This is a genomic window from Priestia filamentosa (assembly GCF_900177535.1).
Taxonomy (GTDB): domain Bacteria; phylum Bacillota; class Bacilli; order Bacillales; family Bacillaceae_H; genus Bacillus_I; species Bacillus_I filamentosa.
Genome location: NZ_FXAJ01000002.1, coordinates 1,137,141 through 1,162,866, shown reverse-complemented (window position 1 = coordinate 1,162,866; position 25,726 = coordinate 1,137,141). Strand labels below are relative to the sequence as shown.

General features: G+C 36.1%; 34 protein-coding genes. 30 read left to right on the top strand and 4 right to left on the bottom strand.

Features of this window, described 5'->3' with window-relative positions:
- Nucleotides 1-143 precede the first annotated feature (143 nt).
- From B9N79_RS12900 to B9N79_RS12820, 19 genes are all read left to right on the top strand, one after another.
- Nucleotides 144-776 (top strand): DUF4355 domain-containing protein, encoded by a 633-nt coding sequence (locus tag B9N79_RS12900; RefSeq protein ID WP_167555119.1) that lies wholly within the window; start codon nucleotides 144-146, stop codon nucleotides 774-776.
- Between the two features lie 11 nt (nucleotides 777-787).
- Nucleotides 788-1,768 (top strand): phage major capsid protein, encoded by a 981-nt coding sequence (locus tag B9N79_RS12895; RefSeq protein WP_085118503.1) that lies wholly within the window; start codon nucleotides 788-790, stop codon nucleotides 1,766-1,768.
- Nucleotides 1,769-1,800: 32 nt separating this feature from the next.
- A complete protein-coding gene (locus B9N79_RS26750; RefSeq protein ID WP_276208848.1) occupies nucleotides 1,801-1,923 on the top strand; it encodes a hypothetical protein in 123 nt (40 codons plus the stop codon).
- Nucleotides 1,924-1,925: 2 nt separating this feature from the next.
- Complete coding sequence (locus B9N79_RS12890; RefSeq protein WP_085118500.1) at nucleotides 1,926-2,255, top strand: phage head-tail connector protein; 330 nt, start codon at nucleotides 1,926-1,928, stop codon at nucleotides 2,253-2,255.
- A complete protein-coding gene (locus tag B9N79_RS12885; RefSeq protein WP_085118497.1) occupies nucleotides 2,252-2,548 on the top strand; it encodes a hypothetical protein in 297 nt (98 codons plus the stop codon). Before B9N79_RS12890 ends, B9N79_RS12885 begins: the two co-directional genes overlap by 4 nt.
- Nucleotides 2,541-2,981 (top strand): HK97-gp10 family putative phage morphogenesis protein, encoded by a 441-nt coding sequence (locus B9N79_RS12880; RefSeq protein WP_085118494.1) that lies wholly within the window; start codon nucleotides 2,541-2,543, stop codon nucleotides 2,979-2,981. The genes B9N79_RS12885 and B9N79_RS12880 overlap by 8 nt, the downstream gene beginning before the upstream one ends.
- Nucleotides 2,978-3,361: a tail completion protein gp17 gene (gp17, locus tag B9N79_RS12875; RefSeq protein WP_085118492.1), complete on the top strand. Its 384-nt coding sequence runs from the start codon at nucleotides 2,978-2,980 to the stop codon at nucleotides 3,359-3,361. The genes B9N79_RS12880 and gp17 overlap by 4 nt, the downstream gene beginning before the upstream one ends.
- A 7-nt stretch (nucleotides 3,362-3,368) precedes the next feature.
- Nucleotides 3,369-3,818 (top strand): phage major tail protein, TP901-1 family, encoded by a 450-nt coding sequence (locus B9N79_RS12870; RefSeq protein ID WP_085118489.1) that lies wholly within the window; start codon nucleotides 3,369-3,371, stop codon nucleotides 3,816-3,818.
- Between the two features lie 135 nt (nucleotides 3,819-3,953).
- On the top strand, nucleotides 3,954-4,478 hold the full coding sequence (locus tag B9N79_RS12865) for a CbrC family protein (RefSeq protein WP_085118487.1): 525 nt from the start codon (nucleotides 3,954-3,956) through the stop codon (nucleotides 4,476-4,478).
- A 69-nt stretch (nucleotides 4,479-4,547) separates the two neighbouring features.
- On the top strand, nucleotides 4,548-5,051 hold the full coding sequence (locus B9N79_RS12860; protein ID WP_085118485.1) for a DUF6843 domain-containing protein: 504 nt from the start codon (nucleotides 4,548-4,550) through the stop codon (nucleotides 5,049-5,051).
- 75 nt (nucleotides 5,052-5,126) lie between these two features.
- Nucleotides 5,127-5,492: a tail assembly chaperone gene (locus B9N79_RS12855; RefSeq protein ID WP_085118483.1), complete on the top strand. Its 366-nt coding sequence runs from the start codon at nucleotides 5,127-5,129 to the stop codon at nucleotides 5,490-5,492.
- A gap of 86 nt (nucleotides 5,493-5,578) precedes the next feature.
- A complete protein-coding gene (locus B9N79_RS12850; protein ID WP_085118480.1) occupies nucleotides 5,579-5,803 on the top strand; it encodes a hypothetical protein in 225 nt (74 codons plus the stop codon).
- Nucleotides 5,804-8,785 carry a phage tail protein gene (locus tag B9N79_RS12845; protein WP_085118478.1) on the top strand — a complete coding sequence of 994 codons (2,982 nt, stop codon included), beginning with the start codon at nucleotides 5,804-5,806 and terminating at the stop codon, nucleotides 8,783-8,785.
- Between the two features lie 6 nt (nucleotides 8,786-8,791).
- Nucleotides 8,792-9,613: a phage tail domain-containing protein gene (locus B9N79_RS12840; protein ID WP_085118475.1), complete on the top strand. Its 822-nt coding sequence runs from the start codon at nucleotides 8,792-8,794 to the stop codon at nucleotides 9,611-9,613.
- Between the two features lie 9 nt (nucleotides 9,614-9,622).
- Nucleotides 9,623-11,869 carry a phage tail protein gene (locus B9N79_RS12835; RefSeq protein ID WP_085118473.1) on the top strand — a complete coding sequence of 749 codons (2,247 nt, stop codon included), beginning with the start codon at nucleotides 9,623-9,625 and terminating at the stop codon, nucleotides 11,867-11,869.
- A gap of 11 nt (nucleotides 11,870-11,880) precedes the next feature.
- Nucleotides 11,881-12,177 (top strand): hypothetical protein, encoded by a 297-nt coding sequence (locus B9N79_RS12830; RefSeq protein ID WP_085118470.1) that lies wholly within the window; start codon nucleotides 11,881-11,883, stop codon nucleotides 12,175-12,177.
- Nucleotides 12,170-12,304: a hypothetical protein gene (locus B9N79_RS26745; RefSeq protein WP_276208846.1), complete on the top strand. Its 135-nt coding sequence runs from the start codon at nucleotides 12,170-12,172 to the stop codon at nucleotides 12,302-12,304. Before B9N79_RS12830 ends, B9N79_RS26745 begins: the two co-directional genes overlap by 8 nt.
- Before the next feature lie 71 nt (nucleotides 12,305-12,375).
- Nucleotides 12,376-12,801 (top strand): phage holin family protein, encoded by a 426-nt coding sequence (locus B9N79_RS12825; RefSeq protein WP_085118468.1) that lies wholly within the window; start codon nucleotides 12,376-12,378, stop codon nucleotides 12,799-12,801.
- Entirely contained in the window at nucleotides 12,798-13,655 is an 858-nt protein-coding gene (locus B9N79_RS12820) for an N-acetylmuramoyl-L-alanine amidase (protein ID WP_085118466.1), read from the top strand. The genes B9N79_RS12825 and B9N79_RS12820 overlap by 4 nt, the downstream gene beginning before the upstream one ends.
- Before the next feature lie 1,816 nt (nucleotides 13,656-15,471).
- Here the strand turns inward: B9N79_RS12820 and B9N79_RS12815 are convergent.
- The gene (locus B9N79_RS12815; protein ID WP_085118464.1) at nucleotides 15,472-16,329 is read right to left on the bottom strand and encodes an STAS domain-containing protein; all 858 of its coding nucleotides are present in this window, start codon (nucleotides 16,327-16,329) and stop codon (nucleotides 15,472-15,474) included.
- Nucleotides 16,330-16,861: 532 nt separating this feature from the next.
- Between B9N79_RS12815 and B9N79_RS12805 the strand changes: the two genes are divergently transcribed.
- The 9 genes from B9N79_RS12805 (at nucleotide 16,862) to B9N79_RS26965 (ending at nucleotide 22,500) form a co-directional block, all read left to right on the top strand.
- Nucleotides 16,862-17,098 (top strand): hypothetical protein, encoded by a 237-nt coding sequence (locus B9N79_RS12805; protein ID WP_085118460.1) that lies wholly within the window; start codon nucleotides 16,862-16,864, stop codon nucleotides 17,096-17,098.
- 78 nt (nucleotides 17,099-17,176) lie between these two features.
- On the top strand, nucleotides 17,177-17,437 hold the full coding sequence (locus tag B9N79_RS12800; RefSeq protein WP_085118457.1) for a tRNA-Val4: 261 nt from the start codon (nucleotides 17,177-17,179) through the stop codon (nucleotides 17,435-17,437).
- A gap of 264 nt (nucleotides 17,438-17,701) precedes the next feature.
- Complete coding sequence (locus B9N79_RS12795) at nucleotides 17,702-19,063, top strand: hypothetical protein (protein WP_085118455.1); 1,362 nt, start codon at nucleotides 17,702-17,704, stop codon at nucleotides 19,061-19,063.
- 3 nt (nucleotides 19,064-19,066) lie between these two features.
- On the top strand, nucleotides 19,067-19,708 hold the full coding sequence (locus tag B9N79_RS12790) for a hypothetical protein (RefSeq protein WP_085118451.1): 642 nt from the start codon (nucleotides 19,067-19,069) through the stop codon (nucleotides 19,706-19,708).
- A gap of 154 nt (nucleotides 19,709-19,862) precedes the next feature.
- Nucleotides 19,863-20,156 carry a contact-dependent growth inhibition system immunity protein gene (locus B9N79_RS12785; RefSeq protein ID WP_085118449.1) on the top strand — a complete coding sequence of 98 codons (294 nt, stop codon included), beginning with the start codon at nucleotides 19,863-19,865 and terminating at the stop codon, nucleotides 20,154-20,156.
- A 166-nt stretch (nucleotides 20,157-20,322) separates the two neighbouring features.
- Nucleotides 20,323-20,643 carry a contact-dependent growth inhibition system immunity protein gene (locus B9N79_RS12780; RefSeq protein WP_240516690.1) on the top strand — a complete coding sequence of 107 codons (321 nt, stop codon included), beginning with the start codon at nucleotides 20,323-20,325 and terminating at the stop codon, nucleotides 20,641-20,643.
- A 223-nt stretch (nucleotides 20,644-20,866) separates the two neighbouring features.
- Entirely contained in the window at nucleotides 20,867-21,154 is a 288-nt protein-coding gene (locus B9N79_RS12775; RefSeq protein ID WP_085118446.1) for a contact-dependent growth inhibition system immunity protein, read from the top strand.
- Nucleotides 21,155-21,405: 251 nt separating this feature from the next.
- Nucleotides 21,406-22,269 carry a M20 metallopeptidase family protein gene (locus tag B9N79_RS12770; RefSeq protein ID WP_276208853.1) on the top strand — a complete coding sequence of 288 codons (864 nt, stop codon included), beginning with the start codon at nucleotides 21,406-21,408 and terminating at the stop codon, nucleotides 22,267-22,269.
- A gap of 3 nt (nucleotides 22,270-22,272) precedes the next feature.
- Nucleotides 22,273-22,500, top strand: a complete 228-nt coding sequence (locus B9N79_RS26965; protein ID WP_420874880.1) for an SF0329 family protein — start codon at nucleotides 22,273-22,275, stop codon at nucleotides 22,498-22,500.
- Between the two features lie 180 nt (nucleotides 22,501-22,680).
- On the opposite strand, the gene B9N79_RS12765 is transcribed toward B9N79_RS26965, so the two are convergent.
- Both B9N79_RS12765 and B9N79_RS12760 read right to left on the bottom strand, forming a co-directional pair.
- A complete protein-coding gene (locus tag B9N79_RS12765) occupies nucleotides 22,681-23,160 on the bottom strand; it encodes a hypothetical protein (RefSeq protein ID WP_019393578.1) in 480 nt (159 codons plus the stop codon).
- A gap of 24 nt (nucleotides 23,161-23,184) precedes the next feature.
- Entirely contained in the window at nucleotides 23,185-23,598 is a 414-nt protein-coding gene (locus tag B9N79_RS12760; protein WP_040061413.1) for a thiol-disulfide oxidoreductase DCC family protein, read from the bottom strand.
- Nucleotides 23,599-23,709: 111 nt separating this feature from the next.
- Here B9N79_RS12760 and B9N79_RS12755 point away from each other — a divergent pair, with 111 nt between their 5' ends.
- Both B9N79_RS12755 and B9N79_RS12750 read left to right on the top strand, forming a co-directional pair.
- Entirely contained in the window at nucleotides 23,710-24,099 is a 390-nt protein-coding gene (locus B9N79_RS12755) for a hypothetical protein (protein ID WP_040061181.1), read from the top strand.
- A 47-nt stretch (nucleotides 24,100-24,146) separates the two neighbouring features.
- Nucleotides 24,147-24,371, top strand: coding sequence for a hypothetical protein (locus B9N79_RS12750; RefSeq protein ID WP_040061182.1), 225 nt, complete (start codon nucleotides 24,147-24,149; stop codon nucleotides 24,369-24,371).
- 118 nt (nucleotides 24,372-24,489) lie between these two features.
- Here the strand turns inward: B9N79_RS12750 and B9N79_RS12745 are convergent, their stop codons facing one another.
- The gene (locus tag B9N79_RS12745) at nucleotides 24,490-25,335 is read right to left on the bottom strand and encodes an STAS domain-containing protein (protein ID WP_040061184.1); all 846 of its coding nucleotides are present in this window, start codon (nucleotides 25,333-25,335) and stop codon (nucleotides 24,490-24,492) included.
- Nucleotides 25,336-25,726: the final 391 nt, after the last annotated feature.

Genomic DNA, 25,726 nt, shown 5'->3' with positions numbered 1-25,726 from the left:
AAAGCGTATAGGGACAATTTTAACCAAGAGAGGATAAATACCTCTCTTTTGTTGTTTATAGGCTTAAATCAAGCGTATGAGGAACGAAAGAAGGTGGTTAGAATCTAATGGTCATTGTGTCTATGGGCAAGGAGGAATGGAGAATGAAAATACCTTATAACGTAATGGAAAAGTCACCATTAGAGCAATTAAGACTCGATATTCAGTTCTTTGCTCAAGGTGGTGAACCTTCATCAAATAATCCAAAACAAAACCCTCCCGCTGATCCACCAAATGACGAGTCTATTTCCTTTAAGAATCAAAGTGAATTAGATTCTTTTGTTGATAAGCGAATTGCAAAAGCTTTAGAAACTGCCAAAGGAAAGTGGGAGAAAGATTTTGCGACTAAGCTAGAAGAAGAAAAGAAAGAAGCAGAGCGTTTAGCAAAGTTATCCGCTACAGAACGCAAGGAGGCAGAGTATAAAAAGCGTGAGGAAGAGTTAAATAACCGCTTGAAAGAGATTGAAACACGTGAATTAAAAGCAGAAACGATCAAAGAGTTAAACGAGAAGAAACTACCTGCTTCTTTTGCAGACTTTTTGATGTCCGACACAGCAGAAAATACATTGGAGAACATTAAAGTCTTTAAAAAATCTTTTGATGAAGCAGTAGAACAAGTGGTAAATGAACGTTTGAAAGGAGAACCACCTCAAACAGGAACGGGGAATGTTGCTAAAACATCAACTGCTCCAGATTTCAGCATTTTAGCACAGAAAAATAGAATCGTAGGAAAATAGGAGGTTTTAACATGGAAAGTCCATATCAAGTAAACGGAAAACCATTACTGAAACTTAATATTCAATTCTTTGCAGACCCAACCTTTAATCCTGATAATGTGTTACTTCAAGATGCTCCAACGGGAAAGATTCCAACAGAGCAAGGAACGGGCATTGTCGAAGAGGTAATGAGGAACTCAGCTATTATGCAATTAGCAAAATATGAACCGATGTCCAAGCCTGTAAAAGAGTTCCAATATCTAGCAGGTGGACTAGGAGCTTATTGGGTGAATGAGGCTGAGGTTATTAAAACATCTAAACCACAATGGTTAACCGCTCGAATGGAGTCTAAGAAACTAGGGGTTATTATTCCTGTATCAAAAGAGTTTTTGCGTTATAGTGTGTCTGGTTTCTTTAATGAAATCAAACCTCATATTGCAGAAGCATTTTATACAAAATTTGACCATGCAACACTGTTTGGAACAGAGTCTCCCTTTTTGCAAAACATTTTAGGCTCAGCAACTTCTGCTGGGAATGCAGTATCAGAAGTAGAAACGGAGTCTTTATATAAACAATTAAACGGACTTCTCGGTTTAGTAGAAGATAACGAGCTAGATCCAAATGGTTTTGCTACAACTCGTTCTTTACGCCAGAAGTTACGTGGAGAAATGGACAGCTCTGGACGACCTATTTTTAATGAACCAACGCAAGGAGCAACTCAAACCGTCTTAGGACAACCAATTGCTTATGTGAATGGAAAATCCTTTGATAAATCGAAAGTTTCTCTGTTCACAGCGGATTGGGATTATGCACGTTATGGCATTCTGCAAAACATCGAATATGCCATTTCCCAAGAAGCAACGTTAACGTCTGTCATTGGGGAAAACAACCAACCTATCAATCTCTTTGAGCGAGATATGTTTGCGTTACGAGCTACGATGCAAGTTGGATTTATGATTCTAAAAGATGAAGCCTTTGCTACGTTAACCCCCCCGGTACCGGAACAAGCTTAGTTCATCATCTAGTCTTATAGGAGGTAAAGTGCATGAAAATTGAGAAGGACGGAAAGGAATTAGAAGTTACGGAACGTCAATATAAAATTTTTTATAAACCATTAGGGTTTAAGAAAAAATCAGCACGAAAGCGAACGACAAAGAGTGGTGAGTAAAAATGGCTCTATTAGATGCGGTTAAAGTCTACTTAGGAATTGAGGATAAGCTCCAAGATGCATTGCTATCCACTATCATTCAAGATCAATCTGTAAGAGTGCAACAATATATTGGAGAGGATAATGTGCCTTCTGAACTCTCATGGATTGTAAAAGAATTATCTGTTATTCGTTTTAATCGAATTGGCTCAGAAGGTACATCTTCGGATAGTGAGGAAGGGAGAAGTGCTTCTTATATTGAAGACCCGTTTCAGTCCTTTATCCCGCATTTAGACCGTTACTTAGAAAAACAACAAAGGCCAGTTAGTAAAGGAAAGGCTAAGTTCCTATGAGATATGATAAGCGAGCTGTTTTATACCGAATTGAGCAAAAAGAAACCCCTTTAGGAGTAAAAGAAAAAATGACTCCTTATCCTGTAGCTTGCAATGCTCAAATCCTCTCGGTTGAAGAACAGACTGCAATCTATGGAGCGGTTTCTCAACATAGAGTAAAGCTTCATATGAAAGGAAAAGTGAGGGAGGTTGAGAAAGTAGAATTTGAGGGGGAAATATATGAGATAACTTTGACCAAACACTTTCGGCACTCTACGATTTTATATTTAGAAAGGATGACTCCACATGGCTAGAGGGATTCACATTAAGGTCAAAGGAGACAAGGAATTAATTCGTAAGCTTGGCCAGATGAGTAGGAAAGCCAATATAGAAACCAAGGTACTAGTTCATAAACATACCTATGCAATGGAGAGGTATGCTAAGCAACATGTAGCGGTGGATAAAGGACATTTAAGGAGGGATATTAGAAGTCGGTTCGCTGAGGATGGTTTTACAGGATTTACGTTTACCATGCTGGATTATGCTCGTTATGTGGAATTTGGAACCAGACCTCATATGATACGAGCAAAGAAGGCTAAGGTATTAACCGATGGAAAGCGATTTTTTGGAAAAGAAGTACATCATCCAGGGACACGACCACAACCTTTCTTATTTCCTGCCTTTCTAAGTGTAAAAGTAGAATTTATCCGTGATTTAGAGAAGATGGTAAGGAGATTAGATTCATGAGTGATATTGGTACAGAGGAGCTACAAATAGCAATCTATAATCAGTTAAAAGCTCAAGGGTTAAATGTGTACTCAACCGTATTACCAAAGGAATATTCGTTTCCTATGGTCAAAATGGAAGAAGAGTACCTCACCGATCAATCTACGAAGAATAAAATCCATTGGGAAATCTACCATGTTCTCCATATCTTTAGTCTAAGTAAAAGCAAAGAGGAGATTAATGAGTACAACCAAAAGGTGATACAAGCCTTGCGTGAGCCATTCGAATTGATGAATGGTTTTTATGTGTCTAAAAGTCGGTTAGATTACTTACAAACTTTACGAGAGGAAGATGCTTTTCATGGCGTTCTTCGCTTTACATTTACCATATCGAAAGGGTGAGAAATAAATGGCACTAGAATATCGTGGAGATGAAACACTATATGCCGTAAAGATTCCTAATGATACAGGCTCAACTTTAGTTCGGCCTTTCAACCAAACAGATGGGTCATCTTCTATGGAATCCGATGAAATTGAATTAAATACAAAGGACAAGAGCGGCTCAGATTATGGAAGTGTGACCGAGTCTTTGTCTCTTGAAGGAATTATCACAGAGGGAGATCCATTTCCTGATTACGTAAAGAAATCGATTCGTCAAAAGAAAATGATTGAGATTTATGAAATCAATACACGGACAAAGAAGGCAGAAAAGGGAATGTATATGATTTCTTCTTTTGAGAGAACTCATTCGAATGGGGAATTTTCAACGTACTCCTTAGAGGCTACATTAAATGGAACCATTACTGAAGAGGCACTAACTGAAATTCCCACAGGAGCAGGCGAGGCTGTTACTACTTAATAGAGGCAATAAAAATTTATTTTATATGGATTAAATCTTCCTATTTTACAAATATTTCAATTAATCTCTAAAACTAGAAGGCTATTTATGATAAACTCAAAGTTATTAAGATAGACAGAAAGTAGGTAAAGAGAAATGGAACTTCCAGTATTCAGATATAATCCGAATGCCTTAGAACTAGAGTTTATTGAAAAAGAAGAAACGTTATGCCCTGTTTGTGAAAAGGAGAGGGAGTATACGTATACAGGACATTTTTATTCCGTAGAAGATGTGGAAGGAATCTGCCCATGGTGTATAGCAGATGGTTCAGCGGCTAAAAAGTATGATGGCGAATTTCAGGATGAAGGATGTTGTGAAGACGTAGAAGAAGAGAGACTCGTGGAAGAGCTCATTTACCGTACCCCAGGTTACACTGGATGGCAGCAAGAACGTTGGCTTGCACATTGTGGAGATTTTTGCGCTTTTATCGGTTATGGAAGGTGGCCTGAAATTGAGCCCTTGCAGGAAGAACTACAAAAAGATTTACAAGGTATCATGAGTGATTATCGATTAAACAATGTAGACGAACTTAAGAAGTTGTTAAGTAAAAGAAGCGCTGAGGGATATCTCTTTCAATGTTTAAAATGTGGAAAACATCGTTTTTGCATGGATATGTGGTAATTTTACTAAAGAGAACATTCTCTATCCTAATCTATTATAAAAAAGGGTAGAAGAAAGGTGGAAAACAAATTGATAGGGAAACTTCTTGCTTTATCTTTTACCCTTTTTACTTTAGTGGGATGCGATAATGAGGAAACAAATGATATCTACTTAATACCTGAAGGTTATGAAGGATATATTTATGCTTTTTATAACGTAAAGGGAGCACCAAAGGTTGAAAAGGAAGGTGAGTATGAAGTGCATGATATAAATAATAAAGGGTATTTTGTTACTTCTACGCCAGATATGGATTATGGAACAGTAACGGATAGGTATTATTACGTAGATGAAGATGGGAATCGCACGAAAATTAATAAAGAATGTGTGAGAGTTGGAGGAATAAGTGGATTCGAAGATGACACCGATCCAACTAATAAAATCGACATCATTTCTACGTATGCTGAAGTGATAAAAGAAGGGTGTAGCCAAAGTTTTGTGTCATCTGGTGAAGGCATACATGAGGACAATTCGGACGCTATTCTTGGAGAAGTAATTGAAACATATTATAAATCCGAATTAAGAAGAATGAATTAAATAAGAGAAACGTAAAAGATAAAGGGCCAATAGGTCCTTTTTATTTTGCAAAAATGTAAAAAGGAGATAGATAATATGCCACGTTTTGAAATCAAAGGAAAAGAACATGAACTGAAGTTGAACTTCGAATCTATGAATTATTTAAACAGCAACTTCCAAGGTGGAACGATGGAACTTATTGGACGAGCATTAATCGGAGATTTAGACACATTCATTAAACTCGTTCATGCGGGCCTCTTTCATACAGGGGAAAGCTACAGGCTCAAAGATGTCAAAGCGGAAGTTGAACAAGCCATTATGAATGAGGAATTAGATAATGCTCAAATCATTACGATGGCCCATGCAATCTTAGAAAATAGTTTTTTCTACAAGAAGACCGTGGAGAACTTTCTCAAAGCGGACGAAAATACGAAGAAACTCCTCGACCTGTTATCCAAGTAGAGGATTATGTAAAAGATGGCTGGCGTTATTTAGATTTAAAACCTTGGGAAGTCTATAGGTTAACACATAAAGAGTTTCTCATACTTATGGATGTTCAAGTACAAAAAAACTATGACTATCAAGAACAAATGGCTTATGAAACTCTTATGATGCGAGCAGCTTATCATGCAAAGAAACTCAAAAAAGAGGATTTATTTAAACGTCCGAGTGACGATAAAGCAACCGAACAAACAATGGAACAAGCGAAGAAACAAATGAAGCGTCAGCAGCAATGGTTGGCGCAGTTTTCGTTTGAGAAAGGGGGAGCATAAATGTTAGGGAGTATGACGGTCCAAATTGGAGCAGATATTTCAAAGCTGACTCGTAAATTAGCTCAAGGGAGCACTCAAGTTGCGGCTTTTGCCCGTTCTGCCCGTCAAGCAGGCTCAACCCTTTCCAACAGTTTTCAGCAAGCTGAAAGTCGAGTGTCTCGTTTAACACAACGTACTCAGTACTATGCATCTGAACTGTCTCGAACTTTTTTGAATGCCGGTCGATATGTACAACGGTTTGGGGATGAAGTGTATCACACAGATCAAGACATAGATAGCTTACATGGATCAATGCAACGGTTAAGTCACGAAGTAAGCGATACTTCCCGAACCTTTCGAAATACCAGTTCATCGTTATCACAATTGAGGGGTGAGATAACCAATACAGAAAGAAACACTCGCCGTCTAGGAAGCAGTATGAGCGGATTAGGGAGTTTAATAGGGAGAGTGTCAAGGTCTAGTTCTAGTCTTGGCACTTTATCTGCTTATTTAGAAAGAGCAACAGAAGAAGGGCAAGGATTAATGAGGGTACTGCTTTCACTCTCCCCAGCACTCGTTCCAATTGGAGCGGTGGCTACAACAAGTGTGATGGGATTAGCTTCTTCTTTTGTAGCAGCAGGGGTAGGAGCGGCTGGCTTTGCTGCAATAGCCATTCCTAACCTATCTAGTATCTTTGATGCTCAAGCGCAAATTAATAAAGCACAGAAAAAATATGATGAAGCCGTGACAAGTGAGGATAAAGCTGAGGCTTTGAAGGAATTACGTGCTATCTATGGAGGACTAAACCGGGATCAATTAAAAGCTGTAAAGTCTCTTCAAGAATTCAAATCTTTTTATAGTAGTTTTGCTAAAGATTTTCAAAAGCCAGTACTTCAAGCATTTACAAAGAGTCTAACAATTGTTCGTTCTTTATTAGAGAAGCTGCAACCGGCTATCCAAGGAGCCGCACAAGGTATATTAACCTTACTCGATGCTTTTGACCGTTCTTTAAAGACAAAAGATTTACAGAACTTCTTTCAATTTTTGAAACAAAATGCAGGCAACTCGTTAGTAGCATGGGGGAAAGCATTTGGGAACATATTGAGGGGATTACTAAATCTCATGGTAGCTTTCTCGCCAGTAGTCAATGATATGCAGAATGGATTAGTAAGGTTGACTCAACGATTTGTAGAATGGTCTTCAAGATTACAAGACTCTAAGGGATTCCAGCAGTTCATTGAATACTCAAAACAGAACCTCCCAGCGGTAAAGCAATTATTTGTGGGACTTATCGAGTTATTTGTGAATTTTGTCAAAGTGTTAGCGCCGATTGGAGCGGTGGTGCTAGACCTTATCAATGTGTTTATTAAATTGACTAATCAATTTCTTACAACAAATCCGGTCATGGCTCAAGTAGCTATCGTAGCATCCCAAATTGGAACAGCTTTTCTACTCTTAGCACCTATTATTGTTAAAATTATTTCATCAGTAACGACCCTTGTAGGATGGTTAAAGCCATTGATTACAGGAGTTACGCAATCAAGCAGCGTGCTTACAGCATTACGTACAGCTTTTTCTGTATTAACAGGACCAATTGGACTTGTCATTACGGCCATTACCACATTCATCTCTGTATTGGTGACGTTGTATCACAAAAACGAGGAATTTAGAACAAAGGTAAACCGTATTTGGCAAGCTATCCGAGAAGTAATTACGCAAGTCATTCAGGCAGTGAGTCAGTACGTCATACAAGTGACGGATCGTTTAAAAGCTTTTTGGGACAGAAACCAGAATGATTTTATGAAAATCACCGATAAAGCATGGAACATGATAGGTAAGATTGTAAATACAGCGATGGACTTAATAATATCCATTTTCAAATTTGTCTATCCTGTTCTTGAAAAGATTGTCCAAGGAACTTGGAATTCTATAAAAGGAATAATTAACGGAGCAACCAAGGCTATTATGGGGATTATCGATATTTTCAGCGGATTATTGACAGGGAACTTCTCAAAAATGTGGAAAGGAGTTATGAATCTCTTTTCAGGAGCGATTCAGTTCATTTGGAACCTTTGGACTCTATCATTTTACGGCAGAATCATAAAAGTAGCAGGACTCTTAGTCAATGGGCTTAAAAGTACGATTCTTTCCGGTCTAAATTACTTGAAAACAAGCTTCAGTACGTTTGTTTCAAATGTATGGGGTGTAGTGTCAGGCGGATTCCGTAATATCTCTACTATCATAGGAAATACCATGAACACTATCCGTAGTATTGTAAGTTCGATTTTGTCATCCATTAGGCAAGTCTTCTCCACAGGCTTATCAGGTATCGCTAATTTAACAAGAAGTGTCTTTAGTGGCATTTGGAATGCGGTAAAGTCTATAGTTTCTGGTATTGCGAGTAGTGCCACAAGTGCTTTTTACGGCATGAAATCGGGAATTCAGGAAGCAATTGGTGGTCTAGGTTCTCTCATCTCCGGGACATTCAGGGCTATCATTAATTATTTGAAAGGGATAAATTTACGATCTATTGGTCGTAACATTTTAAATGGACTCGTCAATGGTTTCTGGGATAAGGTCAATTATCTAACTCGTTCCGTGACTAGTATTGCAAACTGGGTGAAGGATGCATTTTATCGCTTGTTTGATATTCATTCACCTTCGCGTTGGATGAGGGATGAGATTGGGGGAAATATGATTCTTGGTTGGATGAGAGGAATTGAGCAAATGAAAGGTCGAGTGCTTACCACTTCTCAAAAGATGGGAGAATGGATGAAACCAGATATTCCTCATGTTCAATTAGGATACGATATACCTTCTGTTGGGAAGCTTCACACAGCTCATACAGAAAAGAAATTACTGCAACTGTCTGCCGATTCTATGGCTGCTCCTCAAATTCATGTTCAAGTTCGGAATGAAGCCGATATGGAAGTGATTCGTACTCATGTTGAAACAGAAGGAGCTCGTGACGGATTAGTTCGAACAATCTTTGAAGGGAGGTAAGAGAAGATGGATGTAAGAGTAGAAAAACAAGATGGGACAGGAATAAATTTAGAAGACATAGGAATTATTGTGCAGGATGTAGACATCTCTTCTATTGAAGTTATGGGTTATAGCGAAAATATACAGGGAAGACCAGGAACTGTGGATATGGGAGCAGACTATGGAACTCGGACGATTCGGGTTCCTTTTATTATGCAGTCGAAAGATTGGAAGAACTATCCCATCTTACGAGATAAGTTGTTTGCTATTCTCACTTCTCTTGAGCCGTTTTACCTTATTGAGCGAAGAAGGGAAATCTACCAAACAGGAGAGAATGTAACGTTAACCGATAAACGGTATCTTGTTCGCTGTTTTCAAAAGTTTAACTTTGATCAACAGTTTCTATATGGCTTTACAGAGTTGATTTTTGAAACCATTCAGCTTCCTTTTGCTGAATCGCCAAAGAAAACGATGAACTTATCTGTAGAAGAAATAGGAGAAGAAGCAGTCTATACACATAACACAGCCGAGTTCCAAATTTATAATGATGGAAACGTAAGATTAGATCCTCGTTATTGTGAAATCGATATTAAGATTCAGGCCGCGTGTGACTCTTTTCTCGAATTAACCAATCAAACGACAGGCGATACATGGCGTTATGAGGGAGCTTTGACTACAAACGATCTGGTTCATTTAACGGGTGTAACATACAAGAAGAATAGCTTAAACATCTTTAGAAACACAAACCGAAGATTAATTACCTTATTGCCTGGGTGGAATGAGTTTATGGTCACAGGCGCTTCTTCCATCCAAGAGATCACCTTTGATTTTCGGTTTTATTATGCGTAGGTGATAACTATGTATGTAGAAGATTTAGAAGGAAATCAATATTTTGCTCAAGGGGAAGTAACGCGAACGAGACGAGTTAATGGAGAGAAGGAACTTTCTTTAACTTTTGTAGAAAGTGAGCAAAATCAAGAATGGTTTCATGCGCTAGATCATCATTGGAAGGTTGGATTTGATGAAGAAGAATATGTAGTCATCATTCCTAAAGTTCAATCTAAAGGGAGTAGGGCCGTAAAAAGTGTACAAGCTATTCATCGCTTTTTTATTGATATGAGGGATGAGTGGGTCTATGAAACACATAGTGGCTCTATGACTTTAGCAGCACGTTTAAATATGGTGTTTCAAGGGAGCGGTTATACATTTCAAATTATTGATTCTTTTTATGCCCAAGACTTAGAAAACTTCGGGGATTCTTCTCGTTTAAATTTGTTTCAAAAAACGCTAGAAGCTTACGGTGCGGAGTTTGAAGTAAGGGAGAAAGTTATTTATCTTCGAAAGCAAATTGGACGCGACACAGACTTTCAATATCGTCACAAGTTTAACCTAAAAGACATTAATGTAGAGACGAATGCAACGGACTTTGCGACTTATATTGAAGGGTTTGGAGCAGATGGGTTACGAGCAACTTACACTTCACCATTAGCTGAAATTTATGGGATTAAACATGCACCCCCTGTACGTGATGAACGCTACACCATTCATAATTCTCTATATAATCGATTGAAACAAGAAGTCGATAATTCACTACAACTTTCTATTAATCTAGATGTATCCTCTTTGCGACAGCAAGGTCTAGAAGAACCAATTCAAGAAGGTGACCGTATCTTTGTTATTGATGAGCGATTGAACCTTGATATAGAAGAAAGGATTGTAGAAATAAGAGAAACCTTCAATGCAAAGGAACAGCTAGTTGGGGAGCAAGTCACACTTTCTAATCAGGGAATCCGACAAACATATCAAGTCCAACTAAATGACACAGTAAGACAGGTAAAGAGGTTAATGACTGGACGTACACAGCTTCCTTATAATGCTCTAGATCAAGGTGTTCAGTTAGCAACCAAAGCTCTAAAAAGCGCTCAAACGGAACTCACCTTTGATAATGGCATTCTAGCGGTGGAAGAGAGTAATCCTAATCACCTTGTCACGTTTAACAGTGCCGGGTTAGGTGTATCAGATGATGGAGGAGCGACTTTTAAAGAGGCCATCACGTATGAAGGTATCAATACTAATCTCCTAACAGCGGGTCAAATTGACGTTAATAACGTTAAGATTGTTGGAACAGACCGATACTTCTTTTGGGATAATGAAGGGCTTGTTGCTATTAATGCTGGGAATCCAAATAGTCGTCTTTTACTAGCAGATGAAGGATTAAAGATTTCTGCTGATGGCGGTCAAACTTATAGTACAGCCATTACAGGAGAAGGGGTAAAGGCAGAAGCCATTCAAGCGGGAAAAATTGAGGGAGTAACGATTGCTTCTGATTCCACTATTGATGTAGCGACAGATTTGAAAGTTGGATACAACGTATTTTTAGGAGATGGAAACCCTTTTAAACCGGATATTGAACGAACTATACATTTCAATGATGAAGTGAAAATAGGAGTGATCCCCGAGCAAAGTCAAGTCTTCGGACAAAACCGTTTATATTTAGAATCCCAGGCCATTGAAACTCGTACCGATACTATTTACATTGGATTACCTCCAGAAAATCAGGGCGGTGGAGAAGTAGCCTTACTTGACATTGACAGTGAGTATGATTTGGCGAATATTAGTGTCACGGAAAAAGTGATGGTTAATTTTCGCGGGAAAGTGACCTTTAAGGAAACAGAATTCTCCGATAATGTTTATTTTGGATTTGGTGATGTAGAATTCTCCAAGTATTCAACTTTAACTTTTAATACTTCACCTGTTTTTAATAAGAATATAAAAGATTTTAGAATTGGTGGAAGTTCCTCTTATATCTGGTTCACAGAAGATAATGAGCCCACTTCTAATATACCTGAAACGGGAAAATGCGGGTTCGGAATGTATTCAAATGCTCCGTATGGTGTAAATGTAGGAGGTGTAGGTGTGAATTTTCGAATGAGAAGGAGGAATACACCAACGAGTGTCACATTAACAACCGAAGCGATTACAGGGATTACAACTGATCCTGCTTTTACAACTCACCTTACAAGAGACGGTTTCTTTCTTTACTTTAAATCAGCAGACAACACGCCATCCTATAAACAATGGAGGGGGACTTATACGGTAAGTTAGGAGGGGAAAAGATGAGTACTGCTATAAGGAAATATGAAGATCATTCCTTTGAAGTTCATTGTCCGTGTGGAAAAGTCTATCATTTTGCCTTACCAAAAGATTACCAATTAACATATTCAAAGATGTTTGGAGAATATGAAAACCTAAAAATTAGCCATGAAGGGTGTCCTCATATTATCTTCATTAACTGCAACTTTCCTTTAGATGTTGATATTGACTCCTTTGAAGAATATCAAAAACCAGAAGCCCAAGCTTTATTAGATTTCCTACATGATATGAAAGGAAGGGAGGAAACTACTCTTGAGTAAGATAGTAGTCGAGGCCAATGATGTTATGGAGATATACAAACAAAAGGTAGCACAGCTTCTCCACGAAAATATTATTCTACAAGCTCAGGTGCAGAAACTAACAAAGCAACAGGAAGAGAAAAAGTAAAACAATAAGTAACTTATCAGACACTAAAACAGTGTCTTTTTATTTTGTCCAAAAAGGAGAGGAGAAGAAGGATGAAACACAATACAGATACTTTCTGGGTAGCCATTACAGGTGGTGGAGTATCGTCTATTGCTTATTTTCTTGGAGGGATTGACCATTTGTTAATTGCTTTCGTTATTTTACTCACGTTAGATTATCTCACTGGAATTGCTGCAGCTTTTTACGATAAAAAAGTATCTTCCAAGAATGCCTTTAGAGGGCTTATGAAAAAGGGAGCCATGTTTTCCCTTGTCATTGTTGCTACTCAACTGGACATTATTCTAGGGAATGAAGTTCAGTTTGTTCGTTATGCCATTTTAATGTTTTTAATTGGGACAGAGGGGATTAGCTTGATTGAAAACTTAGGCCGATTGGATATTAAAGTTCCACAAATGCTATCTAGTCGGTTTTCACAATTAAAAGATGAGAATGACAAAAAGGAGGATGAAACATTATGACTTATAAAGTGAAAATAGATCCGGGACACGGTGGTTCTGATCCGGGTGCAGGAGGATATAATATTTTGGAGAAAGATGTGGTTTTACGTATTGCAAAGTATATGAAGGATCACCTTGATAAATATTACCCAGCTATTAATGCTTCATTGACACGTACAAAGGACGTTTTTTTGTCATTGAATAAAAGAACAGATACTGCTAATCGTGAAAGAGTGGATGTGCTTGTATCTATCCATATCAACTCAACAGGTAAGAAGGATGTCAGAGGTTTTGAGACGTTCCGTTTCTCTGGAACATCAGGAGCTACAGCACGTCTTCAATGTTGCGTTCACGATGCCATTATGGAAGTAAACAAGAAATTTGGGGTAACTAGGGACCGTGGGAAGAAAATGGGTAATTTACACATGGTACGCGAGTCTAACATGCCTGCTACATTAACAGAGAATCTCTTCATTTCTAACGTAGATGATAACAATCTATTAAAGAATGGAGAATATGTAAAAGCGTTAGGGATTGCTCATGCTGAAGGTGTTGCTGCCTTTTTCGGTTTTCCAATTATTAAAGTAGGTACAAGTGAACCGAAGAGAGAGGAAACAAAGCAAAATGTACCGAAAGATACTCGTAAATACCGCCTTATGACAGGGGCTTTTCCAAATGCGGAAGCCCTTGCAGACGGTATTGAACGTTTGAAAAAGGATTATGGTTGGCTAACATATGAAAAGGCTGATAGCACAGAGTTAAATCCTACTTATCGAATTCTGACTGGTACATTTGTCGGAAAAGATACGGCTGAAAAGTTCGCTGAAGAGCTTCACAAAAAATACGGTTGGTTGATTTATGTGAGAGAAGCGTAAATAGTTGATGTTGTCTTTTGTAGACAGCTTGGAACAATGAGTTATACTTTAAACAAGGGAGAGGTTTCCCGTTCTTTCCCGTAGCTTCCTGAAAATTAAAAGCTCCCTCCTTAATATAGGTAGGGGGCTTTTTTAGTTTTCCAAAAAATAATGAATGGGTTTTATATATTTTTTATAGGAAATGTTATAAAAATCATATAGTGATATAAAATAAACAAAAAAAACCCTCTACTCATTTTGTGAGTGGGGGCTTTTTTGCCTTCTCAAAAGAAAAAACATGCTGTAAAGTCTACATTTATATTATGACCCAGGTAGCTTTTTTATATACATAACGGAAGTTTATAAATAGCCTTTTTCTTATTGGGAGGATCTTTTTATTTTCATTCATACTTTTAAGATTGGTTTATATACTTGTATAGAAGGGCATAAATCTTCGAAAATTTATGCCCGAATGGTATACCTCTTGTAAACCAAAAGCACTTGTTGGCGAAAGGAAAATCGTTTTGGTTAAAGTCAACTACTTATAATATGAATCATCTCTCCATTTTATATGCATCTTTGTCACAACTTATTGTTCAATTTTATATAATGGTGCAAGGGGATGTATTCTGTTATACTCTCGACGTCTATCTATTCGTATTTGTATGTATTAAATACACAAAAGCCCTCACTCGACAAAGTAAAGGGCTTTTGTTTTTTGCAAAAGGGATATTATTGCAACTAAAATGGATGTTAAGAGAAGGTATTTATAGTATGGTGGAGATAAAGAGATTTTATTCAAATGAATCATATATATTAAATTAATTTATATAATGTATGGAAGATGAAATACCTTTTGGATATTTATCCACATGGTATTTTCGTTTTGTATATCCCTAATAACGGAAACCTCTTACTCAAATGAGTAGGAGGTTTCTTTTCTTTATCCCAATAAGTGGAGTACCCTTGTCGCAAGTACTTGTTTATAATATAAGTCATATATCCATTTTCAATTCATTACGGACACTTTTTATTTTATTTCATATAATAGAATGAATGAGAGAAATCTCATTCAAATCTACTAGATATCTATTCCTACGCACTCTGTTAATAAACAGAGTTTTTTTTCATGCAATTAAGAATAAAAAACAATATTCCAATATATAATACCAAATGTCGATTTCCTCTACTTTACCTCTTTTGGAAAAGGCAGATATCACGATAAAGACCTTCTCAGGGGAGAGGGTCTTTTTTATACTATAAAGAATAAAACAGTAGGCATTGCACATAATATAAATGTACAACCGTACAATTCTTCTCTTATGAAGTGTAGACGTCCCTAAAGAGCCCCTTATCCATTGGATAGGGGCTCTTTTATTTTATTAACAATGTTGTATGATACATAGGAAAGGCTTTTGTTCTTTCTTTCACTTTCTTTAGCCTAGGAAAGCCTTGAAGACATTTACTATTATCACCATTGCGTTAGTAATCGATAACGTAATCACTTTACTCTACGTGTATACGTGGGATTGTAATGTAAAATATTTGTAAAAACATACTTTTATTTATTTTTATGTTTCTCTAATTATGTATAATAAAATTGCTTGGGTAGATTCTTCTATCTCCTTTTAATTAACTTTTCTGAAAACACCCCTACTCATAACGAGTGGGGTGTTTTTTGAAGAAAGGAAAGAATTATACCTAGAAAGGTCCTTATTTATAGTGTAGGTAATTTCACCATTATATATATGTGGTAACACACCTTCTAGTTTATGTTACCATTTACCAAAAGTAACTTGTTTATAATTACAAAATCTCTAATTTAAAAGGTAAGCGCTTATTTAGAGGGCTCAGTAATTTTAGCAGAGATTAAGGCTGTTCTGAGATCTGAAACCACAGAGAGGTTCTCAAAATCTATTCCAATTTGGACAGCAGTTTGAGCAATTTCAGGTCGCATTCCTGACAGGGTACACTTTACACCTACCAGTTTTAAAGCTTGAATTAATTGGAATATTTGATGGGCCACCATGGTGTCAATAATAAGCACACCAGATAAGTCAATAAAGAGGCGTTTCACTCTTAGATCAGCGCATTGATATAAGGTACTATCAATCATTCTCTTAGCTCGTTCTGTATCAATGTCACCAACAAGAGGAAGGACAGCTAAATCCTCACTAAGGGAAATGATAGGGGAACCTAACTCATAAATCATATCTTTTTGAGCAGTTAGACGTTCTTCAGCGCATTCATAACTTTGCTTTGTGAAAGCTGTAATTACATAATTAAAATTCTCGATGATCTTACGGTTCCATTTATTAATGGTTTCTAGAGAATATGTTTCCTCACTTGTTTCTACAAATTCTTGCACATAATCTAGATACTGTTCTTGATTGTTGAAAAATTCTCCTATTATAAGATGAATCGGTGTACGTTGGTGTTCTTCCTCCTTAGAAGTGGCATAAATCCAATGATCAAAGGCGGATAAAAACTCAGCCTCAGAGCAAGACTCATCAAATACTTTACAAAAACATAGATGAAACTCATAATTTTGTTTCTTGAGCATTTCAATGACTTCAGGGTCATTTGAAGCATATATGCCGGATGAATTCTTTTTATCTAAAGACTCATACCATTGTTCAGTTAATGAGTGAGTCCGTTCCAATAAAAAATGATATAGTTCATTATTTCTGTGCATTATAACATCCTCCTCATTTTTAATATCTTGTCTAGTGAAATTCTAACTAGGCACATAGCCCAGTATATATCCTTTCTATTATCCTAACAACTAATAGGGGTTGACTATACGATAGAAAAGAAGATTTTCTAGGAAAATAGTCAGGTAGGATATAGGTGCAACTTTTGCCTTGGTAGCCCACTATAATGTGGAAAATAGATTAAAAGATACCATGTTATACCCCTCTTATTTTGAAGTGGTCCTTTTTTATTTAATAGAAAAGAAACCCCTTCTTATAGGAAATGGGGTTCTTTTAGCAGACCTTTATGCTAGGATTAGTCAGCGTGTATTTAATCGTGGAGTTCTTGTACGTATTATAGATAATGTAGAAGGTAGGTATGTAAACCTTGATTTAAATAATAATTGCGGTAATACTCATTCTAACACCAAGGTAAGAATGGACAATATTTACGTAAATGTGTAGAATGTGGGTTAATTAAAAACCTATAAGTTGTTTAAGAAATTCAATACATAATGTACTAGGGAGTAAAAAATGAAAAAGTATTTAGGTTTAGTCTCCGTAATAATCTCCATTATTACATCGTTTATATCAAAATATGATTGGAGAGTAGGGATTGCTGGTATCGTCATTGGGTTAATACTAGCGATAAAAGCCCCAAGAGGTGTTTGGAAATACGTAGCTTATGTTGTCCTAGCACTTTGTATCTTACTCTTTCTCTTTTTAGTAGTGATGGGTATCTTGATATCTGCTGTGGTGGAAATGGGATAAGAAAAAACTATTAGCCATTTATAAGGGAGTTTAAACACGAAAGATTGTTACGAGTTTTATAGAGATCACCTTGATTTATTGAGGATAAAATTACCGGATGAAATAGAATTATTCTCCGATTTTGTAGAAGATATTACGACAGAGGAAGAAGCAGATGAATATATTGAATATGTTGAAAAAGTTTCGAATGGCTCATGTGATGATTTTGAGATTCAATTAAATACTACAAGCGTTTTTATCAAAAAGAATGTGGCAATTCTTGAACATTTTTTCACAAGTAAAGAGCCTAAGGAAAATATAATAGAAACTGAACAGTTTAAAGAATTGATATTAATATAGAAGAATAAACTTCCAGAAAGATTTAAGAGATGAACACCAAATAAAATTATACAAAAAGGCGGTACGAGTGAATAATAACAATTAAATAAACATAACCTGTGCTGTTTGTTCACCAATAGATAGTATAAAATTAAGCTCTTATCCACTGGATAGGGCTTTTTCTATCCAGTATTTTTATAGGTTAGAACTTTTGGCTTAGTTCTCCAGATTCATTTTTGACTCGTTTTCTCTTTGCTCCTTTTTTTCTAGTGAAGAAGTTGTAAAATGTTAGTTGGTGGAAAACTTGGAAAGGATGTTCTAGATATGGGGACCATTCAAGCAGACTTAAATGAGCTTAAAAGTCTTGAACAAAAAACTAAAAATGCGAAGGCAAAAATAGATGTCATTCCAGGGCAGCTTAGTTATTCCTTATCAGGAGCTCTTTCTGAGCTAAGTGGAGTATGGAATGGAGAATTAGAGGGTCTGCAACAGGAATTGGAGAAAAGCATACGAGATTATAGTGAGGAGCTAGGTAGAGCAGGGCAAGTCGTTTCAAAAACATATCAGGAATTAAAAGCGGCGGATGAAGCTCTTCTTGAAGCACTAGGATTAGATAGTGAGATTGCTCCTCAAAAAACATCTAAAGGAAATGCTGAAGGAGCAAGTAAGAAGAAAAAAGGGGAAGAAGAAGAAAATACTTTTACACAATCGTTAAAAGGAATAGGTGACGGAGCGGGAGATGCCCTTTCAGATACATGGGATGGGATCGTTTCCTTTGCAAAACATCCTGTAGACAGTACCGTTAATACGGCTAAAGGAGTCTATGAAGCGGGAAAGCATCCCATTCGTACCTACAACACAGTAAAAGATGGGGTTGTTACTGTAGTAGATGAGAAACTTATTCATGGCGATGCCTATAGTCGTAGTCATTTCTTTTCTTATGCAGGTACAGAAGTTGGACTTGCAGCTCTTGGAGACAAAGGAGCAGGTTTAGCTGTTAAAGGAGCAGGAGCAGTATCCAAAACAGCTAAGGGAATGAAGGAAGTTCATAAAGTAACCGTGAATCAAAAGGCGCCAGCACTCCAACCGGCGTTTGCAGGACGACCAGGTAGCGCACCACCTTATAATACTTTAAACACAGGGTATCTAGGACGTTACTTACAGAATGCTAAGGATATGTATTGGAATTCCTCTAAAGTATTGCAAACATCTGAACATCATGATTATGTTGCTCACGATGGTTACTATACGCGCAAAGAATTACGTACTAAGATAGAAAATGCTCAGTATACTTCTCATGGAAATAAACATTTAAAAGCAAAGACTGAGGAACAAGCCAAGAAACTTAGTAAGCAATCTGCTCAATATCTCCCAGAGGTCAATAATAGAGATTTAGAAAAACAAGTTATGAAGAGAGGGAAAGTAGTAGATAGAGGGAAAGGAGCTGTCTATTTCTTTCTACGATTTGATAATCCCGTTGGTTATGACGAGGGAAAACCAGCCTACTGGGTGAGAGCGGAAGTAACAAATTTATTTAAGGATGGAGTAAGTACATATCATGGGCACCCTCGTAATGATGACAATATGAAGGAATATATCAATCTCATGGTTGATAAAGAGACATATCTTGAACAAAGGAGGAACTAATAAGTGAATAAAGAAATTTCTAAGTTACAACCTTTAAATATAATGTTGGGATGGAAGGTAATATATAATAACCTTTTAGAATGTGAAAAAGAGAACAAAAATGTAGAAGGCCTCCTACTTATCCTAAAAGAGGAATTAAATGATCAAGAGATAGAAGTAAAAGTAGTTCAAGATAGTTTTCAAGTTGATTGGAGACGCCTTTCCTCTTCAGAAATGATAAAAAGTGTTAATGTTCAACATCAAGATGATTTAGTTGTTGAGTTAGAGAATATGATTTTCAATATTGATCTTAGAAGGGATATCAAGAAGCCTTATGATTATATACCTTTTCGTGTTCCTACAGGTTGGAAAATAGAATATAACACATGTATTAATGTTGACCCTGATGAGATATCAGAAAAAGATGATACATGGCTCGATTTTACGGAAGATTTACTTCTTCTGGCATATGATGACGGAAGAATACTTATTGATGTAGGATGGAAAAGAGAAGCAGATCCTTCTGGACGTTTTCAATTAATATTTGTGATTGACGAGCAGTGGGAGGAACCTGAAAAGCTAGCATATATCCGCAGACCAGAAGAACTAACAAGTACAATTGAGGCCATTATGCAAGACGTTCAGGATGGAAAATATGATAGCTAATTATCTAATTTAATAATATAAGAAAGAATAAACGAGCAATTTATCCAGACAAGAATACCCCGCCTCTTTATTATTAGGTGGGGTGTTTTTATACATAAGCGAGACGGAAGTTTTACTTTAACTGGATATCCAACTAAGTAAGGAGAGAGCAGAATTGTTAGAGGGAAAATTTGAGGAATTAAGCGGTTTTTTAATAGCTTATTTTAACCAGGATATTGAATCTCCTGAAAAAGCATTACAAGAGTTTATAGAGGAAAATAGTGAAGGGGCAATATTAGCGACTATAGCAGAGATTGATAAATTTTTACATGAGGATTTACCGCAACAGGACAAAGAGCAATTTATAGATGATAATTGTGACCTATATTTTCCTGCTTTAGAATTAACACTTATTGAATGGTTGAAGCAAGTACAAGATGAATTAAAAGGGGCTGTAGATTTGAGTTAATCATCTATGGGTTTGGAGGATAGAGTATTTACATAACAATATCCTGAAGGAAAAGATGAATAATATATTAACATGAGAATACCCGCCTCTTTATTATTAGGCGGGGGATTTTTATATATAAGCGAGACGGAAGTTCTATTTCTAGCTAAGTAAGGGGAGAAAATAATTGTTAGAAGAAAAAATGTGGTTATTAATAGAAGAGTTTGAAGAGCTAAGTGAATTCTTAGGTGGTTACTTCCATCAAGATATGGAACCATTAGAGGAAGTATGGGCAGAGATTGTAGAGAATGCTAATAGGAAAAATACAACTCTACTTCTTAATGATATAGATAGATTTTTAAATTCAAACTTATCACATATAGAAAAAGAGGAATTTATCAAAGAGAATTGCGATTTATATTTTCCGGCTATAAATACCACTCCTCTAGAATGGTTAATTCAAATGCAAATAGAATTTAAAAAGCTCCTCCCTTCACTAAAGGATTAAATTTTTAGCATTCGCTTTTAAATGAATAAAACTTAGCATATATAAAACCCGCTTTTCCACAAATTAAAGTGGGTTTTAAATTTAATTATATGATACTCCTTATAAAATTAGTTTAGAAGATGGAATAGTTAGCTGACAGGATTCTGAACGAAGACAAGAAACAAGCAAGGTATAGCTAAAGGTTAGAAAATGAGATATCCTCTTGAGTAAGGAGAGAGTACTATTGTTAGAGGGAAAATTTGAGGAATTAAGCGATTTTTTAATAGCCTATTTTAACCAGGATATTGAATCTCCTGAGGGAGCATTACAAGAGTATATAGAGGAAAATACTAAAAAGAGAATATTAATAACTATAGAGGAGATTGATAAATTTTTATCTGAAGATTTACCACAACAAGACAAAGAGCTATTTATTAAAGATAACTGTGATTTATATTTTCCTGCCTTAGAATTAACACCTGTTGAATGGTTGAAACAAGTACAAGCTGAATTAAAAAGTACTTTAGGTTAATCGTTAATAGCTTGGCTTGAAAGAGGTGATAGTTATATAGATGGAAAGACTATCAATACAACAATATAAAAGTACCCCTGTCTGCCAGTAGACAGGAGTTTTTCATATTTTAAAAACCGACCAGATTGACCACAAAATTGACCACATTTTCTTCATTTGACCACAAATGACCACGGAAAAATCAAGAGACTTTTTTAAAAAATTACTAGTATGTTAAGTGATAAGAAAGACCACAAACTTGTCCGAAAGTTATCTATGATTCTCATACAACAATGCTCCTTTGTGCAGCAAAGTTGTTAAATGAAAATAAATTAAAAAAAGGAAATGTTAAGCTCTTGTTTCAGCCTGCTGAAGAAACAGGAAAGGGAGCAAAAAAGCTTATTGAATCCGGCGTTCTTCAAAACCCAAAAGTTGATGTTATTGTTGGATTGCACGTTAATCCAATGGTAGAAACAGGACATGTAACATGTTCTAAAAAAGAGGTATGTGCAGCATCTGACTTTTTTAATATCGAAATAAAAGGTAGTGGTGGACATGCTGCACACCCGCACCTTTCTAAAGATCCCATTCCGATGGCAGCTAACGTTATTTCCTCTCTTCAACAAATTGTCAGCAGACAAATAGATCCCCTCACTTCTACTGTTTTAACAATTGGTCAAATTCATGGAGGATATGCAGATAACGCGATTGCTTCTTCTGTGAATCTTGGTGGAACTGTTAGAACATTAGATGAAGATGTAAGGGCGTCAATGAAAGAAAAGATGGAAAACGTCATATCAGGTGTTACTTCATCATTAGGCGGAGATTACAAGTTTCACTATCACTACGAAACGCCTGTTTTAATTAATGATAAATCTTTAATTCCTCCCTTAGAAGAAACGGTTAAGACGATACTTGATGAGCATTCCTTTTCAATTGTTAATCCTTCAATGGGTGGAGAAGACTTTGCTTTTTATACAAGGGAAGTACCAGGCTTATTTTTCAGATTAGGCGTGCGAAATGAGAATAAAGGAATTGTGCACCCCCTTCATCATCCATTGTTTGATCTTGATGAAGAAGCTCTTCCGTATGGAGGAGCATTGCTTGCTCAGTATGCCTTAAACTATTTGAAATGAAAAATAGACTTCTTTTCCGCTCTTGAAGAGTATTTTAGTTTGCCTGTAGAAAAAGCGCTCTGTTCCTCTAATGCTATTGTGAAGATGTTATGTATGATGGATCGACGCGTAGGAAAGAGAACATTATTAAGAAGTAAAGAATCTATATTAGAAGAACATCGTATAATCAAGTATTTTTACCAATTAAGATGTGAAGCGGAAGGAATCCGGAGCAAGTCAAAGGTTTCATAAGACAGAAGAAGAGTGAATGGTGAAAACAGGAAAGTAAACGGAAAACACAGTATTAAAAACAAATTAAAAGCACAAAAACATAGAACTTTTTTGTGCTTTTAATCTATTACCCATCTTTTTGAATGACAAAATAATACAGGAGGGAAAGAGAAAAGATAATAAATAAAGCAACAAAAATAATCATAAAATATTCACCTTCTTACGATGTGACATCTCTTTTTTTACGAGAGGTGGACAATCACAGAAAATCATTTTAAGCTTTCGATATTCAAAAAGAAGAAGAGAAATGCTCATAAAGGTAAGAAGAGAGCTAATGGCAAGGGCAGGGATATTAAAACAGTAATCGAGAATGGTAATATTCACTGTAATAGGTAAGTAAATAATATTTCCTAAAGTTGCAGTTCTTGGTATAAGCAATAATAAGGCTGCTGTAATTTCTCCTCCTGCAATAAATAAATTATAAATGTCAGAGTATCCGAAAAAATGCCAAGCAAGTTGCATAGCGGAATCCTTTGTGGAATCAAAAACAAATTCCCCTGTCGAAAATTGGCCAGGATAAATCTTCGCTCCTCCGTAAATGAAAAAAGCTAATGCTAAAAAGTAACGAAATGTAGTAATCGTGCTCATTTTTAATTTATATAAAAAAACGGTTTTATTCACTCATTTTCCTTCTTTCTCGATTTTTTATTCGTTAAGATCAAGGAACCGACTCTTAATTTCTTCTGTGGGAATCATACAAGAAGTTTGTTTTCCAAATAATCGATATCGATATTTAGCACCGAATTGATACACTCTATCGCTAAGCGGTTTTGGAACGATCTTAAATAAAGAGAGGATTCTCACAGGCCCCGTAAGATTTGAAATAATGTGCAGAATAGCTGTTGATTCGGTATATAACGTATCTCCCTCAATAAGAACAATAGAATCCAAATCTTTCCTATATCCATATTGATTCAATATAGAAGATCCAGTATTAGATTGAAGAGAAGCAAATTTAAATAGACCTTTTGGATCTCTTTTAATCACAAACTGTACAAAGTGATTACACATATTGCATACACCATCAAAAAGAACAAGGATATCGTGATTATCTTTCATTTCTATCACCTCACTTATCTCCTGAGAATTTCACTGTTTTAATTATAAGATATAGGTGATAACAATACATCTTACACTTTTGTAAGAAAAATACAAAGGGAGGAAAGAATCATGGGAAGAAAAATCCGTTTTGAACAAAATGAACTTATTTTAGAGCTAACAGGATTAACAAGCTATTTTTGTTTAAAAAGAAAAGTACGAATTCCTTATCACATAATCGATAGTGTGTTAGTTGACTACTATGAAGCACCTCAAATCATGCTAAGAATGCCTGGTACATCTATTCCTGGAACGAGTATTCGTGAGGGAAGCTTTAAATATCGAGATGAGTGGTACTTCTTATCATACGAAAGAAGAGAACCGCTTGTTATGATTGAGCTCACAGGGCATAAAAAATACAGATATGTGATTTTTCAAATGGAAGACCCTACAGAAACGGCGTACAATATTCGCACACATTTAAGAGAATGGGAGATAGAAAGAGGAAAGAATAGTAAGTAGGACTATGTTACAATGAGAGTTAACGTATTTGGAAGGTGTTGGAATATATGCTTTTTATGATAGGAGCAATTTTCATTGCTCTTAGTTTATTTATGTTTTTTGTGCTAAGTCTACTATCTGGAATAGGAAAAGCAATGGGTAATTTCATCAATACTTCAAGTTTTTTTCAGTTGGACTATGTGATGTATCCGATTATTTCTGCATTTATCGGTCTTATTTTAATTTCATTTTACGAACCACAAGGAAAACAACAAGTAAACAAAAGTTTCTAGTGTGAACGTTATAATAGGGTGTAGAGATTTTTAGCATAAGAACAATAGGAGAGGCAAGTACGACTGCTATTAACGATAAAAAGCTCCTATTTATAAAACAGAAGCTTTTTACCCTACATTATCTTAATTTATATAAAGCTAACGCTTTCTGAATGCTAGAAACAACAGACATATCGTTAAAATCAATTCCAATTTGAACAGCGGTCTGAGCGATTTCTGGTCTAATGCCTGAAAGCGTACATTTCACACCAACTAAATTTAGGGCTTTAATAAGTTGGAAGATTTGGTGAGCCACCATTGTATCAATGATAAGCACGCCGGATAAATCAATAAGTAGATGTTTAACACCTTGAGACGAGCACTCCTGCAGCGTATTTTCTAGCACTCTTTTTGCGCGTTCTGTATCAATATCTCCAACAAGAGGAAGCAACGCTAAATCTTCACTAAGGGAGATGATAGGGGAACTTAATTCATAAATCATTTCTTTTTGAGCCGTTAAACGTTTCTCTGCATGGCTATAGCTTTGATTTGTAAAAGCAGTCACAACATAGTTGAAGTTTTCGATAATTGTTCGATTCCAGCGATTAATAGTTTTTAATGAGTATGTTTCTTCGCTCGTTTCTACAAATTCTTCAACAAGATCTAAGTATTGTTCTTCTGTATTAAAAAACTCGCGCAGAATAAGATGAATCGGCGTATTCAAATGCTCTTCATCTTTTGAAACAGCACAGATCCATTCATTAAATGACTCTAGAAATTCCGCATGTGTGGATGATTCATCAAACATTTTACAAAAACGTAAATGAAATTCGTAATTTTGCTTTTTAACGCTTTCAATTATTTCTGGATCGTCAGAAGCATATACACCACCTGCTTTTGATTTATCAATCGACTCATACCATTGTTCAGTTAATAGTCGAGTGCGTTCCAATAGAAAATGATATAATTGGTTGTTTCTATGCATAAACTTTATCTCCTTGTAAGTAAAATATGTCTTTTAATAGCTATATTGGATAGTTATGTTTATTAAAGAAGCTCAGTAAAACTATAAATTATTATATATAGTTTTACTGAACCTCACAACAAGAAAATAAGCTTTAACTCTCCAGAAATAAAAGTGGAAAACTCCTTATATATTTTAATGGAAGAAGCTCCCTTATCTTTGTTTTTACAATTTCCTAATAGGCCTCTAAAATGACGTAGCAGTCTGGGGCACAATCATACATAAGCTCTCTACACGTTCCGCAAGGGCTTACGATAAAAAGTTCTCTATTCTGATTTTCACTATGAGGATGCTTTAAAAGGTGACATTTCGCAGCATCCAATGATACTACGAAGAGGAATAAAGCTACCGA

Bases quoted from the DNA above. Each gene is read 5' to 3' on its own strand.
- B9N79_RS12900 (WP_167555119.1), top strand. From the start codon at position 144: ATGAAAATACCTTATAACGTAATGGAAAAGTCACCATTAGAGCAATTA.
- B9N79_RS12895 (WP_085118503.1), top strand. From the start codon at position 788: ATGGAAAGTCCATATCAAGTAAACGGAAAACCATTACTGAAACTTAAT.
- B9N79_RS26750 (WP_276208848.1), top strand. From the start codon at position 1,801: ATGAAAATTGAGAAGGACGGAAAGGAATTAGAAGTTACGGAACGTCAA.
- B9N79_RS12890 (WP_085118500.1), top strand. From the start codon at position 1,926: ATGGCTCTATTAGATGCGGTTAAAGTCTACTTAGGAATTGAGGATAAG.
- B9N79_RS12885 (WP_085118497.1), top strand. From the start codon at position 2,252: ATGAGATATGATAAGCGAGCTGTTTTATACCGAATTGAGCAAAAAGAA.
- B9N79_RS12880 (WP_085118494.1), top strand. From the start codon at position 2,541: ATGGCTAGAGGGATTCACATTAAGGTCAAAGGAGACAAGGAATTAATT.
- gp17 (WP_085118492.1), top strand. From the start codon at position 2,978: ATGAGTGATATTGGTACAGAGGAGCTACAAATAGCAATCTATAATCAG.
- B9N79_RS12870 (WP_085118489.1), top strand. From the start codon at position 3,369: ATGGCACTAGAATATCGTGGAGATGAAACACTATATGCCGTAAAGATT.
- B9N79_RS12865 (WP_085118487.1), top strand. From the start codon at position 3,954: ATGGAACTTCCAGTATTCAGATATAATCCGAATGCCTTAGAACTAGAG.
- B9N79_RS12855 (WP_085118483.1), top strand. From the start codon at position 5,127: ATGCCACGTTTTGAAATCAAAGGAAAAGAACATGAACTGAAGTTGAAC.
- B9N79_RS12850 (WP_085118480.1), top strand. From the start codon at position 5,579: ATGGATGTTCAAGTACAAAAAAACTATGACTATCAAGAACAAATGGCT.
- B9N79_RS12845 (WP_085118478.1), top strand. From the start codon at position 5,804: ATGTTAGGGAGTATGACGGTCCAAATTGGAGCAGATATTTCAAAGCTG.
- B9N79_RS12840 (WP_085118475.1), top strand. From the start codon at position 8,792: ATGGATGTAAGAGTAGAAAAACAAGATGGGACAGGAATAAATTTAGAA.
- B9N79_RS12835 (WP_085118473.1), top strand. From the start codon at position 9,623: ATGTATGTAGAAGATTTAGAAGGAAATCAATATTTTGCTCAAGGGGAA.
- B9N79_RS12830 (WP_085118470.1), top strand. From the start codon at position 11,881: ATGAGTACTGCTATAAGGAAATATGAAGATCATTCCTTTGAAGTTCAT.
- B9N79_RS12825 (WP_085118468.1), top strand. From the start codon at position 12,376: ATGAAACACAATACAGATACTTTCTGGGTAGCCATTACAGGTGGTGGA.
- B9N79_RS12820 (WP_085118466.1), top strand. From the start codon at position 12,798: ATGACTTATAAAGTGAAAATAGATCCGGGACACGGTGGTTCTGATCCG.
- B9N79_RS12815 (WP_085118464.1), bottom strand. From the start codon at position 16,329: ATGCACAGAAATAATGAACTATATCATTTTTTATTGGAACGGACTCAC.
- B9N79_RS12805 (WP_085118460.1), top strand. From the start codon at position 16,862: ATGAAAAAGTATTTAGGTTTAGTCTCCGTAATAATCTCCATTATTACA.
- B9N79_RS12795 (WP_085118455.1), top strand. From the start codon at position 17,702: ATGTTAGTTGGTGGAAAACTTGGAAAGGATGTTCTAGATATGGGGACC.
- B9N79_RS12760 (WP_040061413.1), bottom strand. From the start codon at position 23,598: ATGAAAGATAATCACGATATCCTTGTTCTTTTTGATGGTGTATGCAAT.
- B9N79_RS12755 (WP_040061181.1), top strand. From the start codon at position 23,710: ATGGGAAGAAAAATCCGTTTTGAACAAAATGAACTTATTTTAGAGCTA.
- B9N79_RS12750 (WP_040061182.1), top strand. From the start codon at position 24,147: ATGCTTTTTATGATAGGAGCAATTTTCATTGCTCTTAGTTTATTTATG.
- B9N79_RS12745 (WP_040061184.1), bottom strand. From the start codon at position 25,335: ATGCATAGAAACAACCAATTATATCATTTTCTATTGGAACGCACTCGA.